Origin of the sequence: Enterobacter cloacae complex sp. 2024EL-00227 (genome assembly GCF_043945315.1) — a bacterium.
Classification (GTDB): domain Bacteria; phylum Pseudomonadota; class Gammaproteobacteria; order Enterobacterales; family Enterobacteriaceae; genus Enterobacter; species Enterobacter roggenkampii.
This window is the reverse complement of sequence record NZ_JBIMQP010000001.1, coordinates 409,582-426,940: the sequence shown is the minus strand read 5'-3', so window position 1 is coordinate 426,940 and position 17,359 is coordinate 409,582. Positions and strand designations below refer to the sequence as shown.

The window sequence follows — 17,359 nt, the reverse complement described above, 5'->3', positions numbered from 1 at the left end:
GATAATCCCCGGTTTTTTTAACTGCAAATCAGGCTTTTGGTTTGTAGTTTCGTAAGGCGTTACGCCCCAGTACCACACCTGAACCAATCATTCCGCCAAGTAGCACGGCGAGAACCAGAATCATAGCTTTTTTCGGGCTGTCACGGCGGACAGGCAGATCCGGCTTCATAACGTAACGATAGACGTGGATTGTGTCCGGGTTTACGTTCAGATTCTGGATGTCCAGCAGATTTCGCTTGGTCTGATAATAGGCGGTGGGGAAAACCAGTGGGCGCGATGCTTCGTTGTCAATCATCGATTTAAGCCCTTCGCTGCCAAGCAGGAATAATGTTTCCTGTGTGACATCCTGGGTTTGCTGGAGCTGTGGCGAAGTAATTTTCGCTGCCTCAGCGTTTTTCAGTGCCTCAGCAATCTGTTTGATACGCAGATCTTTTTGTTCCTGCGCGACCTTCTCCTGGTTTTGCAGTGAATCATTCAGGGTTTTGATCTGCTCCTTAATATTGTCCTTAAGATCAAGGGCTAGTTCTTTTGCGGTCTGCTCATCGACTTGCTGAATGTACTGCGCTAGCTGCTTTTGAGCCGCTTCTGCTGATGTACTGGTATAGGTGACGCTTAATGGCAGCGCTTGCCCTTTAACAGCAGGCTCGATAGTAAGTTTTTCAGGCTCTGACTGATTGTCCAGCGCCTGAGATAACGCTGAAAGCGATGCATTAAAACGTTCAATAGCGCGCGTTTGAGTATCCAGCATTGAAGGTGCTGCGGTACCATAAAGGATGTTCAATGCATTTGAATAGGGTGCTATCTGAGCCGCATCGGGTTGCGCAATAATTGCACTTGAGGTCCACTTTTCTTTAGCAACAAACAAATATCCGACAGCAAGGGCAATAAAAACAATAACAAAGGTTGCTATCATCCACTTTCCACGCCAAAGTTGCAGCATTAAATCAAGTAAATCAATTTGCTCAGGGTCATGATTTTGACTGACCTGGCTATTGTTGTTTTGCGTCATACAATCCCTAACAGATGAAAAAGGGCGGAACATAATTAAGTTTGCATAGTTTATCGATTACTGGCGATTTTTCTATAAGAATCCGATGAGTAATATCGGAAAGATAGGTTATGTAACTTACCCCCTTCGCGCTATGATAGATGCAGTGCGATGCGTTATGGCATCGGTAAGAATATAGCTTTATGAGGAACGCTATGAAATTTTTGGTAACGGGTGCAGCGGGTTTTATCGGTTCAAATGTCAGTAAACGCCTCCTTGAGGCCGGACATCAGATTGTTGGTATCGATAACCTCAATGACTACTACGATGTAAGCCTGAAGCTGGCGCGCCTGGAACTGTTGAAATCAGAGCGTTTCACCTTTCACAAGCTGGAGTTAGCAGACCGTGAAGGCATGGCTGCGCTTTTCGCTGGTGAGAAGTTTGATCGTGTGATTCATCTGGCCGCGCAGGCGGGTGTTCGTTACTCCCTGGAAAACCCCCATGCGTACGCGGACGCCAACCTTATCGGCCACCTCAACGTGCTGGAAGGCTGCCGCCATAACAACGTTCAGCATCTGTTGTATGCATCATCCAGCTCCGTATATGGCCTCAACCGCAAGATGCCCTTCTCAACTGACGATTCCGTGGATCACCCGGTTTCGCTTTATGCCGCGACCAAAAAAGCCAATGAGCTGATGTCGCACACCTATTCGCATCTCTACAACCTGCCGACAACTGGGCTGCGCTTCTTTACCGTATACGGTCCGTGGGGACGCCCGGACATGGCGCTGTTTAAGTTTACCAAGGCGATGATTGAAGGAAAAAGCATTGATGTCTATAACTACGGTAAGATGAAGCGCGACTTTACTTATATTGATGACATCGCTGAAGCCATTATTCGTCTGCAGGATATTATTCCTCAGGCAGATCCAAACTGGACCGTTGAGACCGGCTCTCCGGCAACCAGCTCAGCACCTTACCGGGTTTATAACATCGGTAACAGTTCACCAGTCGAGCTGATGGATTACATCACTGCGCTGGAAGACGCGCTGGGTAAAAAAGCCGAGAAGAATATGCTGCCTCTTCAGCCAGGAGATGTTCTGGAAACCAGCGCCGATACCCAGCCACTTTATGACGCGATCGGATTTAAACCGCAAACCTCGGTTAAGGATGGGGTGAAGAATTTCGTTGACTGGTACCGCGATTTCTACAAAGTCTAAAAATAAAAAACCCGGCAACTCAGCCGGGTTTTTTACAATATAGAGCAGAGAATCAGTCACTACCAAACAGATCGCGGGTATAAACCTTATCCGCCACGTCAGCCAGCTCTTCCGCCATGCGGTTTGAAATGATGACATCGGCTTCTTTCTTAAAGGCGTCCAGATCGCGGATCACCCGTGAATTGAAGAACTGATCGTCCGACATAGCAGGTTCATAGATAATAACCTCAACGCCTTTCGCCTTGATACGCTTCATGATCCCCTGAATGGAAGAGGCACGGAAGTTATCGGAACCACTCTTCATGATCAGACGGTACACACCGACCACTTTCGGCTGACGTGCAAGGATAGAATCGGAGATGAAGTCTTTACGCGTACGGTTGGCATCAACAATCGCCGAGATGAGGTTATTCGGCACCGCCTGATAGTTTGCCAGTAGTTGCTTCGTATCTTTTGGCAGGCAATAGCCACCGTAGCCAAATGACGGGTTGTTGTAGTGATTGCCAATGCGCGGGTCGAGGCACACCCCTTCAATAATCTGGCGAGTATTCAGTCCAAGGCTTTCTGCGTAGCTGTCGAGCTCATTAAAATAAGCCACTCGCATCGCCAGATAGGTATTCGCGAAGAGCTTGATCGCCTCAGCTTCAGTGGAATCGGTAAATAGCACCTGAATATCTTTCTTGAGCGCCCCCTCCTGTAGCAACGCAGCAAAACGTTCAGCGCGCTCAGAACGTTCGCCAATAACGATACGCGAAGGATGCAGGTTATCGTAAAGCGCTCTCCCCTCACGCAGGAATTCCGGCGAGAAGAAGATATTATCAATACCGAATTTTTCTTTAATGGATTTGGTAAAACCGACAGGGATGGTCGATTTAATCACCATCACCGCATCAGGGTTGATCGCGATAACGTCTTTGATTACCGCTTCTACCGTTGAGGTGTTGAAATAGTTGGTTTTAGGATCGTAGTCAGTAGGCGTCGCAATGATGACGTAATCCGCATCGCGGTATGCATCTTCTTTATCTGTCGTGGCGCGGAAATTCAGCGGTTTATTGCTGAGATAGTCCTGGATTTCTTTATCGACAATCGGCGATTTCTTCTGATTGAGCATATCCACTTTGGCCTGCACGATATCCAGCGCAACCACTTCATGATTCTGAGCAATCAAAATGCCGTTAGAAAGACCGACATACCCTGTTCCGGAGATTGTTATTTTCATTCGCTAATGACTTCTGTGAGTTAACTGTACTGATGGTCGCCAGACCATCGCGATAAACATAACTGTTGGGCTTTGTACCTCCTGACAAACTGAGCTGTCAAGGCAAACCAGGAGTAATCACTGCGAGGAGGATGAGATTCAGACTACTTCGAGTAACAGGCGGCAGTTTTTTCATAAAAAAAACCCGGAGACAGGCTCCGGGTTTTGATGACAGCAAGTCAGTTAACTTATTCCATCCATTCGGTATGGAATACGCCTTCTTTATCGGTACGCTTGTAGGTATGCGCACCGAAGTAGTCACGCTGTGCCTGAATCAGGTTTGCAGGAAGAACTGCCGCACGGTAACTGTCGTAGTAGGCTACTGCCGCAGAGAAGGTCGGAACCGGGATGCCGTTCTGGACAGCGTAGGCAACCACGTCACGCAGCGCCTGCTGATATTCGTCCGCAATCTTCTTGAAGTACGGTGCCAGTAGCAGGTTAGCGATACCGGCGTTTTCAGCATAGGCATCGGTGATTTTCTGCAGGAACTGCGCACGAATGATACAGCCCGCGCGGAAGATCTTCGCGATCTCACCGTAGTTCAGATCCCAGTTGTTCTCGTCTGATGCCGCACGCAGCTGAGAGAAGCCCTGCGCGTAAGAAACGATTTTACCCAGGTACAGTGCACGACGCACTTTTTCAACGAATTCGGCTTTATCACCCGCTGGTTTAGCCTGAGGGCCAGACAGCACTTTAGACGCCGCCACGCGCTGCTCTTTCAGAGAAGAGATGTAACGCGCGAAGACAGATTCGGTGATCAGTGACAGCGGTTCGCCCAGATCCAGAGAGCTCTGGCTGGTCCATTTACCGGTGCCTTTGTTCGCTGCTTCATCCAGAATCACATCAACCAGGTATTTACCCTCTTCATCTTTTTTCGTGAAGATATCTTTGGTGATGTCGATCAGGTAACTATTCAGTTCGCCTTTGTTCCACTCGGTAAAGGTTTCAGCGAGCTCTTCGTTAGAAAGGTTCAGACCGCCTTTCAGCAGGGAATAAGCTTCAGCAATCAGCTGCATGTCGCCGTATTCGATGCCGTTATGCACCATTTTCACATAGTGACCCGCACCGTCAGGACCGATATAAGTCACACACGGCTCGCCATCTTCTGCAACAGCGGCGATTTTAGTCAGAATAGGCGCAACCAGTTCGTATGCTTCTTTCTGGCCGCCAGGCATGATGGATGGGCCTTTCAGCGCGCCCTCTTCGCCACCGGATACACCGGTACCGATGAAGTTGAAACCTTCAGCAGACAGTTCACGGTTACGACGAATGGTGTCCTGGAAGAAGGTGTTACCGCCATCAATGATGATGTCACCTTTTTCGAGGTAAGGCTTCAGGGAGTCGATAGCTGCATCGGTACCTGCGCCTGCTTTCACCATTAACAGGATACGACGAGGCGTTTCCAGAGACTCAACAAACTCTTTAACCGTATAGAAAGGAACCAGTTTCTTGCCTGGGTTCTCGGCAATCACTTCTTCGGTCTTATCACGGGAGCGGTTGAAAACGGAGACGGTATAACCACGGCTTTCGATGTTGAGCGCCAGGTTGCGCCCCATCACTGCCATACCGACAACGCCGATCTGTTGTTTGGACATTATATACTCCTGTCAGGTGTGGTCACTGCGAATCATAACGCAGATAAATGTTGTTATGATGTTAACCTATTTTATATACTTTTGAATAGCATCATCCAAGATTTATTTCATAATAGACATCATTGAACATGAGGATATTCATTTCATTTAATAAGTATTACTTAACTTCAATTTTCTGATCAATTTAAAAATAAATAGGTTATCGAAAATGAAGCAAAAAATTAACGCCAGTGTAAAAGCAACCACAGCCGTCAACACAGAATTTGCAATAACACTGCTCGTAGCCGTTTTCGTATAGCCGCTTACAAAATACATCATAAATACATGAGTCAAATAAATCCCATAGGTGTATTTCGATGCTTTCGCAACCCACGTCGTTAAAAAACTTTCGCGAAGCGTTTGGAAAATTATAAAGAATCCGCATACGCAAAGCACCATGTTAATGTCAATACCATAAGGTGCTTGATAAATACTCAACATGGAAAAATTGAACCAAGTCAAGAAAACAGTCAACACATAACCAATAGCGCAACACACGCATGCATATTTTCTATACTTATTGAGTTCCAAACCGTACAGAAGCCCACCTATTAGAAAATAAACGAACCAACCATCAGCAATAAAAGGAATAGAGATAATGTTAGCATTTGGGAAATAGCGATTAACATAGAGATGCAACCAGCTAACACCAAGCAAAAAAGCGATAGACTTGAGCCTTGAAGATGGCTCTATACGCTGAATAACATAACCAACAAAGGGAACCACGGCATAGGCACCCACTATCCAGTAGATAAACCAGAAGTGTAGCGAAACAAACATTGAACCATTAAAAGCTGGCCCGATAATAACCGCATGTAGAAAATCCGCCAGAGTGGTTATTGAAAAGAAACCTGACAGAGCATTAGCGGCTCGGCCAAAGTCATAATGCACCATGAAGTAATGAATATAAGCATAGAATAAAAACGGGATAACTATAGTAACAACTCTGTTGTAATAATACTTCTTCAAGCTAACTATTTTTTCGTTAAGGGCGAAATAACCGCTAATTAGAAAAAAAGAGATAAATCCTGCACGTGATACTGACTGTAGGATTAGTGCAGCCAAGTTCGTTCCCGAACCATTCGTATACTCCGGAGTTGAATGTATCAAAACCACCATAAATATAGCAAAGACTCTTAATACCTCAACCCCCGGAATTCTTTTTGCGATCATATTGATTAATATTCCTAAGCTAATAACTAACTGGGCAGCACAGAATGCTGCCCAACTTCTAAAGTAGAAAATATCTAACAGATATTAGATAGATAGTTTTTTTAGCTGATCAAGTATATTTTCAACCAATGCTACAGCGGAAAAAACACTGCAACTTTCAGCATAACAGCGTAGCTCAGGTGCATTGCCCGATGGGCGCAAATGTATTACAGAATCATCACTGAGAGTGAGTCGAAGACCATCCGTGGAATCGACGACTTTAATTCCGAGGTTAAAACCAAGAGAATGTACAAAGTCGAGCGGGTCATGTAAGGCTTTAGCGATGATTTCTTTGCTCAGCGCCGTAGCGAAGTTCTGGATGCGGTCTGAATGAGTAAAACGCTGTGGGAGATTGTGTAACAGATCCGACATCAGTACTTTCGCGGTAACGCTGCTGGCAAAAACCATCAGGAAAGGCAGAACGGCATCACGTGTCGGCAGTGCGGAAATCGTCGTATCACCAAATGTGATGTCGCTACCCAATAAAAAACCACCATTAGCTTCAAAGCCAGCGATGCGATCATAGTCTATGCTTAGCCCGGCAAAAGCGGCAATAACATAAGGTGAACCAATCTTTGTTAGCTCGATATGCTTAAACAAGCCGGATTTAGCTATTGCCGTATTACAACTAACCGGGATAGCGAGTGCGTCAATACCCAGCGCCTTAGCACATAGCAGACCCAGGATATCACCGCGCAGCCATTCCCCCTGCTCATCAGCCACAAGAGGGCGATCGCCATCGCCATCGGTTGAAAAGATAGCGTCGAGATTAAGCTCACTCGCCCATTCACGGGCTTTCTCTTTATCTTCCTCAGAAACAGCTTCGGTGTCGATTGGTACAAATTCATCGCTGCGGCCAATGCTGATAACTTCGGCCCCAAGCTGGGTAAATATTTTGGCATAAAGCTCTCGACCAGCGCTGGAGTGCTCATAAATACCTACTCGCTTTCCTGCCAGCGTATCAGCAGCAAACAGGGAGGTGTAACGCGCTATGTAGTTATCGGCGGCCAGCGACGACGTTGTCAATTCAAGTAATGGTAGTTCGAGGCGAAAAGCGGACTCGCACTGCAGAATACTGAGCTCATCGGCTTTGGTGATTTCACCATCTGGACGGTAAAATTTTAACCCGTTGCGATCGAAGGGGATATGGCTGCCGGTAACCATGATGGCTGGGACCCTATCCTGGAGTGATTGATTAGCCAACGCGGGCGTTGGGATCACTCCGTAATAAACCGCTCTTAACCCTTTAGCAATAATCGCCTGAGCGCAGGCCTTAGCCATAGCATAACTGCTCGGGCGATTATCAATAGCTAAAGCAACAGTATCAAAGGTAAAATCGCGCGCCATGACATCAATAAATGCGTGTGCAAATGCAGCACAGACTTCAGGTGTGAAATCGACAACCAGACCTCGTGCTCCGCTTGTTCCAAACGCAACATTACTGTTTTTAATCACAAGTTTGGAATTCAACATTATTTATTATCCTTAATGCGTCCATATTTATCATCGAATCGAACGATATCATCACTGCCAAGATAGGTCCCGGACTGGATTTCAATGACTTCTAACGGCACCTTACCAGGGTTTTCCAGAGTATGGACGACCCCAACCGGAATAAACGTTGATTCATTTTCCGATACCAGGAAAACGTCATCACCCCGAGTCACCTTCGCTGTACCAGCAACGACCACCCAATGCTCTGCGCGATGGTAATGCATTTGTGTCGAGAGACGCTCACCCGGCTTAACGGTAATGCGTTTAACCTGATAGCGCCCCCCCTGATCAACGGAATCGTAACGCCCCCAAGGACGATACTCTTCGCGGTGTGAAATATGCTCGCTACGTTTTTCACGTTTAAGGACATCGACGACTTTTTTGATATTCTGTACTTGATCCTGCTTCGCAATCAGCAATGCGTCTTTAGTTTGAACAATCACAAGATCATCCGTCCCAATTGTGGCGACCAGCGAATTTTCAGCATAGACATAGTTATTGTTGCTATTGTGATAGATCACATCACCATGGGTCACATTACCATTGTCATCTTTGGTAGAAATATCCCACAGCGAACTCCAGGAACCAACATCGCACCATTGAGCATCCATTGGCACAACAACACTATGGCTAGTCTTTTCCATCACAGCATAATCAATTGATTCATCCGGACAGGCGGCAAAAACCGAGTCTTCAAGCCGGATAAAATCAAGATCAGACGAGGCACCTGACATTGCCTTCTTACAGACACTGAGTATGTCCGGACGGAATTTTTCCAGTTCTGACAAATAGACACTTGCTTTGAACATGAACATTCCACTGTTCCAAAGATAGTGGCCGTCACATAGATAAGCTTCAGCAGTAGACTGATCAGGTTTCTCAACAAAAGCATCGACTTCAAAGACCGACTCGAGCACTTCCTTACCCTGTCGAATGTATCCATAGCCCGTTTCAGCATGCGTGGGAACAATGCCAAAGGTCACCATTTTTCCATCCACCGCTTGCCTCTGAGCCAAAGTAACACTACTGCAAAACGCATCAACGTTTTGAATAACATGATCGGCGGCAAGCACCAGCATAATAGGATCATCGCCATCTCTTAAAGCATGGAGTGCGGCCAGAGCAATAGCCGGTGCAGTGTTGCGCCCCATGGGTTCAAGAATAATATCAAAGTCAACAATTCCTGCCTGGCGCAATTGTTCAGCGACGATAAATCGGTGCTCGTTATTACTGATAATAAGAGGCGTGGTGCAATCGAGGTTTTCGAGTCGCAAGAGTGTACCCTGCAACAATGAAGCATCATCAACTAATGACAAAAATTGTTTTGGATACAGGGAGCGTGAAAGCGGCCAGAGACGTGTTCCTGAACCTCCAGCCATAACAACAGGCAATATTTTCATATTATGCTCCCTCTACGACCTTGATGAAATAATTAACCATTTTTGACCTAGTATAATGCTGTGTAAAATACTCATGAACTTGGTTTCTATTAATTGGATGCTCACGCAAATAATTAAAACTACTAGCTAACGCATGTGCATTCTTCACCGGGACCACCAGGCCAGTCAGACCATGTTTATTGACCCATGCGACACCAGAGCCTTTAATATCGGTTGAGATTACTGGTGTACCACAAGCCATCGCCTCAAGTTGCACGACACCGTAAGCTTCGGAGCGTTCAACAGATGGCAGACAGAACACATCAGCTGCGCTAAAGTATGCTGGCAGTTCATGAGCGGAGATCCGCCCCAGCAACTTAACGACATCTTCAAGGTTATGCTCTTTAATTCTCGCTTTCAATTCAGGGGTTAACTCGCCCTGTCCACCCAGCAAGATAATGTAGTTTTCGTCCATTAGTCTAGCCGCTTCAATAAGATACTCAAAACCTTTGTAGTAGACGTGTCGACCCAAAGAGAAGATCACAAATTTGCCGGCATAGCGCTGTTTAATCTGTTCGACAGCGTCAGGTGAAGCGACCATTTTATCTTCGTCAATACCGATCGGAATAACTTCAACTTTATAAAGGTATTTTGTGAGATCTTCTGAAGCGTCGGCATAAACTTGGCTGGTTGCGATGATTTTATTACAGCGAGCAAGCAAATCGTTTTGCAAAGGGATAAAAGGAATTTTCAAATATTTTTGTTTTACTATATCGCTGTGCCAGTGGACGATAATTTTACATTCTTTATGGGGTTTAAATAAGAAAAAAGCGAGAAGAGCAAGTGGATTCGGTAAGTGAACATGTATAACATCATAGTTATTTCTAATTTTCCTCCAGACTTTAATAAATTCGAAGGATAAATAAGTACTTGCCAAATGGGCAATACTGGCACAGCGATAAACCTTAACGCTATCGATAACTTCTTCAGAAGACTGATTTTTTTCCGAAACGCATAATACATCAACGTCGTAACCTTCTTGTTTTAATACCGTTGATATATCGTACACAACCGTCTCAATCCCACCCCAGAAGGGGGGATATAACTTACTTACCTCGAGAATTCGCACCTTAACCTCTTTATAAAAAATAAAACCTTTTTCTTATTAAGGATTTATTATTGAAATATCTTTTTAAAATACTCTGCGCATGCACTATCAGAGTAATATTGAAGGAAAAGCTTCCTTGTTGTAGATGCTGTAGTTTGCATGTTTCTTAATTTTTTAATTGCGACCTTATATTCGGACAAGCTGTTACAGCTGATGATATCCGGACTCTCGAGTGACTGTTCATAGCCAATCAAGGTGAAAGATGATGCGATAACCTTTTTATTATATTTAAGCGCCTCAGCAACTTTTACTTTCATACCTCCCCCAATGGAGATCGGGGATAAAATCACATCAACACTCTGATAAAAATCCGCTAACGACTCAACGTAACCGTAAGTTTTAAGGTTAGGCTTATCAAGCTTTGTAGCATACGCTTCAAATCCGTTTCCAGCGATCACAAACTGTATTTGTCTATCGTCAATAAATGCAGGTGCGATATGCTGAGAGATATATTGTGCGGCCTCGGTATTAGCATAGAACGCAGTTCCGATAAAACCAACGGTAAACACCCTCGACTGTGTGGCTTCAGAACCATACAGCACCGCATCGGCAATTTGTTCATCTACAATGCAGACGGGTACGCAAAAGTCTGCTTTTCTTTTGTAAAGACGAAAGAGACGATCCGAGTCCGCCTCATGCAGCGTAATCAATAGATCACTATATTTGACTGCTTTTTTTTCAGCGGATACGGTTGAGAATAGCGACGGTAGAAACTGAATTTTGCCGCTCTTAAGGCGATCTTTTTCGAAATCCACTTCCGCATTGTGGAAAAAGGTTAAAATCTTGATAGTTGGGTACGCGCTCTTACACCATTCGGCCACGCTACCCAGCAGGCTTGAATCAAGATATAACGTAGTTGGCTGATACTCATGAATAATTCCTTTAATTCTGCTGAAAATTTCAGCATTGAGCCTACCAGCGTAGCCGCGTAAATTGTTGAGAGCCGTCTGTATTTTTGAATTCTTCGCCAGCATTTCCCATTCGTAAGCACCCTCCTCTTTCCTGACGATCGCGATCTCTTTAATCTCTAGACGTTCGTTGGTTTTCAGAGCTTTTAAATTTGCTCGAGATACAATGCTTCCGCCATAATTAGACTTTTCCAGAGACATTGAGATATACAGTAATTTTTCTTTGATCATTATTTACCGTCTATGAATTTGTTTTTAGATAATTTACGACAATAAAAGGCAATAGAAACGCATATAAAACCTCTATATTAACAGCGAACAAAATTGATAGCAGCGAGTACCAAAGCGTTATCCGCAGCAATATTTTTTGGTAGTAACCTGCATTAGTCTCCTGAACGTCCAGAAAAGCATTTCTAAAAACAATAAAGTAGAAAATGACAGCCATAAAGCCGCTATGAATAACTGAAAAGAGAATACCTGATTTTGCCGAAAGATAATTACCTGTATCGATCATATCATTAATTTCGGACAGATTAAGCGAAAACGGAGCCAGATTCTTGCCTATGCTGATCGCTGCCTCTAGTGGGTGCACGAACCATGCAGTGTAGGTACCATACCCCTCACCAAGGGGATAGTAGAATAAACTACAGACGGCCCATAGCGAGGTGATCAGCCGTGTGCTAACGCTGGTGAAATTTTCAATATCAACCATCAACGCAGGAAGCACTGTATGAATAATAGTATAAATGACTATCCCTGCAATCGGTATGAGTGCAAACAGTGATTTTAATTTCTGAATTAACGTCATGTTGAAATAGAATACCAGCAGTCCGCCAAACATGATCAGCACCAATGAGGACTTTGAGCCAATCAACATGTTACCCGCTAGCAGCGCCCCCCAAAGAATGAGTCTGACCAGGTTAACTTTGCTGAGGGTAATCGCCAGCAGTAAAAATATATTAAACGTAAAAGCGGCTATTGACGGTTCGGGCGAGAGCAACCGCTGTCGCGATCCCACACCATAGCCTTCCATGCTAAGGTGGAACGGTGCAAGTACATCAGGCGCAACGAATTCTATAACAATAATCAATGTCATAATAAACGCGATTAAAATAACCGTTTTGCTCAAAAACGTTCCGCTTACGGAGCGTAGAACATAGCCTGCACAATAAACAGTCAAAAAATAGAAAAAATAATAAGAAGAGGCAAAGATATGCTTACTGAGTACAGACACTCCGTAAGAATTTAATATAGTACCTTCAACGATATAGTACCAGACACACTGGATAAGCGAGATGCAAAACGTCAGCAAAAAATAGAACATAAAAAGTCGGCTGTACTTATCTAAGTACAGACGAAATTTATTTTGAATAAGAAATAGTATAAAGATAACCGCTGACGCTGCCCACATTGGACTGGCACCCAGCATGCCTAAAAACGCCTGCACCGGTAAATCGTTCAGGGTCATCGACAGGAGAATTATCATTAAGCACATTGATGCAAATACATACTTTCCTCTACCCGGAGCGCTTATTTCAATTCCATTCATATTGGTATTCATGAATTAATGCCATTTATACTAATTTATGGCGCTTGCAAAAAGTGTAGAGCCTGTTGCGCAGCGAGTTATAAATTCTGTTTAGTTTACCCTGATAGATATCGTTTACAGTGAGACCATTTATCAGTGCCTTATGGCTCAACAGCTTTTCATTTATAATGGCTTTGAGCTTAAATAGTAGAATTGCTGGAGAGCTTTTACCCGCATTGTACCAACCATTTCTGTTTATAGGGAAAAGCCAATGGCTAAGATGCTGATTGAGATTTTCCGAGAAGAAAGACACATTGACCCTACGCTGTTTAAGACCGTCGTTGATCTGTACAAATTCTTGATCATCTATTGTCTGTACATTATTTAAAGGCATAAGCTTATCGATATTTTCTCTTCGACTCAGAAATACGTAGGAAGAGATCCATGCGGTTAACGGCAACTGATTGATGGTAAATGCTGTTCTGGTACTGTTTAACTCGCCATAGAAACCATTCACGGTACAGTGTGCAACCGCCTTGCGGTAGAGCATTCTATCATAGAAGGTAAAGAAGCGATGGTGACAGAAAGTATCATTCATAAACAAAATGATATCATCATTGTCTATTGTTCCATCACCCGTAAGAAGAGTGTAGCCTTCATCCCATGCAGAGAATTCTCCGGCTACATTGCTGCCCTTGAGCCACTGTACATTCGCTGCAGGCTCATTTTCAGGGATCAGCTTACCACTATTATCTACAAATAAAATATGAAAATGCTCATTAGCAAAAATAGAGAAGATCTCTTTTCTCACTTTTTCATAATAGTGGGGGTAATAAAGAGCAACAATAATATTAACTTTCATAGTTATATTTTATCTGTAAATAAATCCAGCGGCAGCATTGCCAGTTTTTACGTTTAGAATTAAATTGTGCACAGTTGTCGTTTCAGCAAGCTTTGGCTAATAATCGTCAGAATTATCCAGTCCACGATGACCCTAATACTCCAGGCAAATGCAACACCAATCAGCCCATAATGCTGTACAAAAAAATAGAGCATTACAAAGTAGGGTATAATCTCAACACAGTGGAGCAAAGCAGTAATTTTAGCTTTACCTGCAGACTGGATTGCCGTAAAGGGAACCTGAGCAAGCGCGTTAAACAAGAAACCTACCAGTAAGATAATCAAAATATTCTTTGAATGTGCCGCGTAGCTTGTGCCTAACCACAGATGTAAAATGTTTTCTGCAAATACTATTCCGATAATCACTACCGGCGCGCAGACGGCAAACATCAGTAGCCAGGAGACTGTCATATTCCTTTTTAATTCATCTTTATGTCCCGCGCAGCTTAATTTTGGGAAGATTGCCCTGCCTACTGCGGCAGGCAAGATCCCCAAACGGGCAATGGCTTCCGAAGGTCCAGAGTAGTAAGCAACATGCCTGGCGCCCAACATATTTGAAATGATAAAACGATCAAAATAGACCATCGCTGGACTGATAATGTTACTGACCGTGATCCAGCCGCCAAAAAAAATTAGCCGTTTAAAAGTGACGAGGTCGAGGCGCATTCCTGACTGAACTATTTCGTTACGTACCAGCAGAAAGGCTATCAGCAACGAAATGATGCGAGAAATAAGCAGCCCTGCTATCGCTGAGAGAAGCGTTCCATCAAAGATGACAAATAGCGCAGGCATTCCAGCAATGAATGTGCTGCTAAATGACTTTTGAATATTAACTGCTTTAAACTTTTCATCGCCCTCAAGAATGGCTATCCATAGCTGATTCAGTAAAAATATCGGGATTGTCAGTGCCAGTAACTTAAAGGAGTTGTTGATATCGACAAAATCAGCAGCTGTTATGTTGAGAAAATGCACTATAGAAGCAGAGAAGATCAGTACCAGACATCCTCCTAGCGTACTTAGCGCCAATAGGAATACGGTAGCGCTGGCAATGATTTTTTTCCGTTCAGTGCTGTTATTTCGATAAATAGCAATTTCCCGGGTAATTGCGCGAGTCAATCCCATATCGAAAATGCCTGCATATCCTACCACCGCGATTGCGATGGTGTAGATACCAAAAAGTTCAGGCCCTAGTTTGTGTGCCATATAGCCCAGAGCGGGTATAGCGACAAGCGACGGGATTACGTATCCCACCAAGTTCCAGATGCTATTCTTAATTATGCTCATATAAAAAGCTCATTCACCGGAATAGAATTCAGCTGTGGAGCGGCTTCGTCCTTGGGCGAGAGCTTGAGATTGACATTAAACGGCCACTGAATGTTGAGTTGCGGATCGTTGTAGCTTACGGCGCGCTCCAACTGCGGCTGGTAATAGTCCGTGGTCTTGTAGACAAACTCCGCCGTCTCGCTCAGCACCAGAAAACCGTGTGCAAAACCTTCTGGGATCCAGAGCTGGCGTTTGTTTTCAGCAGAGAGATTTACTCCTATCCACTGACCGAAGGTTGTTGACGATTTACGGATATCTACTGCAATATCAAAGACTTCGCCTATAATACAACGAACCAGCTTACCCTGCGCGTGCGGAGCCAACTGATAGTGCAGTCCGCGTAGAACCCCTTTACTGGATTTCGAATGATTATCCTGGACAAACTCTACCTGGCGGCCTACTGTCTCTTCAAAAACACGATGGTTAAAACTTTCGTAAAAGAAGCCACGATCGTCGCCAAATACCTTCGGTTCAAAAATCAGCACGTCAGGAATAGCGGTTTTAATCACGTTCATTGCTTAGTAACCTTTAATCATTTTTAGCAGGTACTGACCATAAGCATTTTTAGCGAGCGGTGCCGCCAGTTTTTTAACCTGATCAGAATTAATAAAGCCTTTACGGAAAGCGATCTCTTCCGGACAGGATACCTTGAGTCCCTGACGTTCTTCTATTGTCGAGATAAAGTTACTTGCTTCGATCAGACTTTGATGAGTTCCTGTATCAAGCCAGGCATACCCACGCCCCATCATCGCAACAGACAGGCGCCCTTGTTCCAGGTAAATACGATTAATATCGGTAATTTCCAGCTCACCACGTGCTGATGGCTTCAGGCTTTTCGCTATTTCTACTACATCATTATCATAGAAGTAGAGTCCGGTAACGGCATAGTTACTCTTAGGCTCTAAAGGTTTTTCTTCCAGACTAATTGCGGTGCCGCTCTTATCAAACTCCACCACGCCATAGCGCTCAGGATCGTTAACATGATAGGCAAAGACTGTAGCACCTTCGTCTTTATTTACTGCGGCTTCAAGTTGCTTCGGCAGGTCATGTCCGTAGAAGATATTGTCACCCAATACCAAAGCGCAACTGTCTTCGCCGATAAACTCTTCACCGATGATAAACGCCTGCGCCAGGCCATCTGGACTAGGCTGTACTTTATATTGTAGATTCAGCCCCCACTGGCTGCCATCCCCAAGCAATTGTTCAAAACGTGGTGTATCTTGTGGAGTGCTGATAATAAGAATATCTTTTATCCCTGCCAGCATGAGTGTTGAGAGTGGATAATAAATCATTGGTTTGTCATAAATAGGCAGTAATTGTTTACTCACCGCCATGGTCACAGGGTACAGACGAGTGCCAGAACCACCGGCAAGAATAATACCTTTACGCGTAGCCATCATTTTTTCTCTATAAAAAACCAAATGCCCATATAAGAGCATTTATCTCATTAAATTGATTGTGCCGAAAAAAGCTCGGTAAGCATCCGTTTTACGCCAATATCCCAGGAAGGAAGTACAAGACCAAAATTCGTCTGAAACTTCTCTGTGTTCAAGCGTGAATTATGCGGTCGACGTGCAGGAGTTGGATAAGCCGACGTTGGAACAGCATTAAGCTTTTCAATAGCCAACTCAATATCTGCTTTTCTGGCCTCATCAAAGACCAGTGCCGCATAATCATACCAGGTTGTCGTATTTGACGCGACCAGATGGTAGAGGCCAGCAACTTCAGGCTTTATCATTGCGACACGAATAGCATGCGCTGTGCAGTCTGCTAACAACTCAGCGCCGGTTGGGGCACCAACTTGATCGTTGATTACGGAGAGTTCCTGACGCTCTTTTGCGAGCTTCAACATCGTTTTAGCAAAATTATTGCCCTTCCCAGCATATACCCAACTGGTACGGAAAATAAGATGCTTAGGACAATGCGCCTGCAATGCCTTTTCACCTTCAAGCTTTGTCTCACCGTACACATTCAGCGGAGCAGTCAAGTCTGTTTCATGCCAAGGCTTTTCACCGTCACCGGGGAATACATAGTCAGTTGAGTAATGAACAACCCATGCGTCTATTTTGGCGGCTTCTTTGGCTATTGCTTCAACGCTAGTTGCGTTGAGCAGTCTGGCAAAATCTGGCTCTGACTCAGCCTTATCAACGGCCGTATGCGCTGCGGCATTAACGATAACGTCAGGTTTAATTGTACGAACCGTTTCCGCGATTCCTTCAGGGTTGCTAAAGTCTCCGCAATACTCCTTAGAATGCACATCGACCGCTATCAAGTTACCCAGTGGAGCAAGCGCACGCTGGAGTTCCCACCCCACCTGCCCTGTTTTACCGAACAGAAGAATATTCAT

Annotated in this window: 15 protein-coding genes; 1 reads left to right on the top strand and 14 read right to left on the bottom strand. The window is 44.5% G+C overall.

Features of this window, described 5'->3' with window-relative positions:
- Positions 1-28 precede the first annotated feature (28 nt).
- On the bottom strand, positions 29-1,009 hold the full coding sequence (wzzB, locus tag ACHH0Z_RS01860; RefSeq protein WP_045407581.1) for an LPS O-antigen chain length determinant protein WzzB: 981 nt from the start codon (positions 1,007-1,009) through the stop codon (positions 29-31).
- Between the two features lie 194 nt (positions 1,010-1,203).
- Between wzzB and ACHH0Z_RS01855 the strand changes: the two genes are divergently transcribed.
- A complete protein-coding gene (locus tag ACHH0Z_RS01855; RefSeq protein ID WP_045407584.1) occupies positions 1,204-2,208 on the top strand; it encodes an NAD-dependent epimerase in 1,005 nt (334 codons plus the stop codon).
- 52 nt (positions 2,209-2,260) lie between these two features.
- Here ACHH0Z_RS01855 and ugd read toward each other — a convergent pair whose 3' ends face one another.
- The 13 genes from ugd to rfbD all read right to left on the bottom strand — a co-directional run bounded on the left by ugd (position 2,261) and on the right by rfbD (position 17,359).
- Positions 2,261-3,427 (bottom strand): UDP-glucose 6-dehydrogenase, encoded by a 1,167-nt coding sequence (gene ugd, locus ACHH0Z_RS01850; RefSeq protein WP_032675157.1) that lies wholly within the window; start codon positions 3,425-3,427, stop codon positions 2,261-2,263.
- A 227-nt stretch (positions 3,428-3,654) separates the two neighbouring features.
- A complete protein-coding gene (gndA, locus tag ACHH0Z_RS01845) occupies positions 3,655-5,061 on the bottom strand; it encodes an NADP-dependent phosphogluconate dehydrogenase (RefSeq protein WP_028013772.1) in 1,407 nt (468 codons plus the stop codon).
- 147 nt (positions 5,062-5,208) lie between these two features.
- A complete protein-coding gene (locus tag ACHH0Z_RS01840; RefSeq protein ID WP_045407588.1) occupies positions 5,209-6,273 on the bottom strand; it encodes an acyltransferase in 1,065 nt (354 codons plus the stop codon).
- Positions 6,274-6,357: 84 nt separating this feature from the next.
- Positions 6,358-7,785 carry a phosphomannomutase gene (locus tag ACHH0Z_RS01835; RefSeq protein ID WP_045407591.1) on the bottom strand — a complete coding sequence of 476 codons (1,428 nt, stop codon included), beginning with the start codon at positions 7,783-7,785 and terminating at the stop codon, positions 6,358-6,360.
- Entirely contained in the window at positions 7,785-9,206 is a 1,422-nt protein-coding gene (locus tag ACHH0Z_RS01830; protein ID WP_032652648.1) for a mannose-1-phosphate guanylyltransferase/mannose-6-phosphate isomerase, read from the bottom strand. Before ACHH0Z_RS01830 ends, ACHH0Z_RS01835 begins: the two co-directional genes overlap by 1 nt.
- Before the next feature lies 1 nt (position 9,207).
- The gene (locus tag ACHH0Z_RS01825) at positions 9,208-10,314 is read right to left on the bottom strand and encodes a glycosyltransferase (RefSeq protein ID WP_045407594.1); all 1,107 of its coding nucleotides are present in this window, start codon (positions 10,312-10,314) and stop codon (positions 9,208-9,210) included.
- 47 nt (positions 10,315-10,361) lie between these two features.
- Positions 10,362-11,492, bottom strand: coding sequence for a glycosyltransferase family 4 protein (locus ACHH0Z_RS01820; protein WP_032652652.1), 1,131 nt, complete (start codon positions 11,490-11,492; stop codon positions 10,362-10,364).
- 10 nt (positions 11,493-11,502) lie between these two features.
- Positions 11,503-12,822, bottom strand: a complete 1,320-nt coding sequence (locus ACHH0Z_RS01815; RefSeq protein WP_126325387.1) for a hypothetical protein — start codon at positions 12,820-12,822, stop codon at positions 11,503-11,505.
- Between the two features lie 13 nt (positions 12,823-12,835).
- The gene (locus ACHH0Z_RS01810; protein WP_032652655.1) at positions 12,836-13,651 is read right to left on the bottom strand and encodes a hypothetical protein; all 816 of its coding nucleotides are present in this window, start codon (positions 13,649-13,651) and stop codon (positions 12,836-12,838) included.
- A gap of 59 nt (positions 13,652-13,710) precedes the next feature.
- Entirely contained in the window at positions 13,711-14,973 is a 1,263-nt protein-coding gene (locus tag ACHH0Z_RS01805) for a flippase (protein WP_044596697.1), read from the bottom strand.
- Complete coding sequence (gene rfbC / locus ACHH0Z_RS01800; protein ID WP_032652659.1) at positions 14,970-15,527, bottom strand: dTDP-4-dehydrorhamnose 3,5-epimerase; 558 nt, start codon at positions 15,525-15,527, stop codon at positions 14,970-14,972. The genes ACHH0Z_RS01805 and rfbC overlap by 4 nt, the downstream gene beginning before the upstream one ends.
- A 3-nt stretch (positions 15,528-15,530) precedes the next feature.
- Positions 15,531-16,409 (bottom strand): glucose-1-phosphate thymidylyltransferase RfbA, encoded by an 879-nt coding sequence (rfbA, locus tag ACHH0Z_RS01795; RefSeq protein WP_032655542.1) that lies wholly within the window; start codon positions 16,407-16,409, stop codon positions 15,531-15,533.
- A 50-nt stretch (positions 16,410-16,459) separates the two neighbouring features.
- Complete coding sequence (rfbD, locus tag ACHH0Z_RS01790; protein ID WP_032652661.1) at positions 16,460-17,359, bottom strand: dTDP-4-dehydrorhamnose reductase; 900 nt, start codon at positions 17,357-17,359, stop codon at positions 16,460-16,462.

Bases quoted from the DNA above. Each gene is read 5' to 3' on its own strand.
- wzzB (WP_045407581.1), bottom strand. From the start codon at position 1,009: ATGACGCAAAACAACAATAGCCAGGTCAGTCAAAATCATGACCCTGAG.
- ACHH0Z_RS01855 (WP_045407584.1), top strand. From the start codon at position 1,204: ATGAAATTTTTGGTAACGGGTGCAGCGGGTTTTATCGGTTCAAATGTC.
- ugd (WP_032675157.1), bottom strand. From the start codon at position 3,427: ATGAAAATAACAATCTCCGGAACAGGGTATGTCGGTCTTTCTAACGGC.
- gndA (WP_028013772.1), bottom strand. From the start codon at position 5,061: ATGTCCAAACAACAGATCGGCGTTGTCGGTATGGCAGTGATGGGGCGC.
- ACHH0Z_RS01840 (WP_045407588.1), bottom strand. From the start codon at position 6,273: ATGATCGCAAAAAGAATTCCGGGGGTTGAGGTATTAAGAGTCTTTGCT.
- ACHH0Z_RS01835 (WP_045407591.1), bottom strand. From the start codon at position 7,785: ATGTTGAATTCCAAACTTGTGATTAAAAACAGTAATGTTGCGTTTGGA.
- ACHH0Z_RS01830 (WP_032652648.1), bottom strand. From the start codon at position 9,206: ATGAAAATATTGCCTGTTGTTATGGCTGGAGGTTCAGGAACACGTCTC.
- ACHH0Z_RS01820 (WP_032652652.1), bottom strand. From the start codon at position 11,492: ATGATCAAAGAAAAATTACTGTATATCTCAATGTCTCTGGAAAAGTCT.
- ACHH0Z_RS01815 (WP_126325387.1), bottom strand. From the start codon at position 12,822: ATGAATACCAATATGAATGGAATTGAAATAAGCGCTCCGGGTAGAGGA.
- ACHH0Z_RS01810 (WP_032652655.1), bottom strand. From the start codon at position 13,651: ATGAAAGTTAATATTATTGTTGCTCTTTATTACCCCCACTATTATGAA.
- ACHH0Z_RS01805 (WP_044596697.1), bottom strand. From the start codon at position 14,973: ATGAGCATAATTAAGAATAGCATCTGGAACTTGGTGGGATACGTAATC.
- rfbC (WP_032652659.1), bottom strand. From the start codon at position 15,527: ATGAACGTGATTAAAACCGCTATTCCTGACGTGCTGATTTTTGAACCG.
- rfbA (WP_032655542.1), bottom strand. From the start codon at position 16,409: ATGGCTACGCGTAAAGGTATTATTCTTGCCGGTGGTTCTGGCACTCGT.
- rfbD (WP_032652661.1), bottom strand. From the start codon at position 17,359: ATGAATATTCTTCTGTTCGGTAAAACAGGGCAGGTGGGGTGGGAACTC.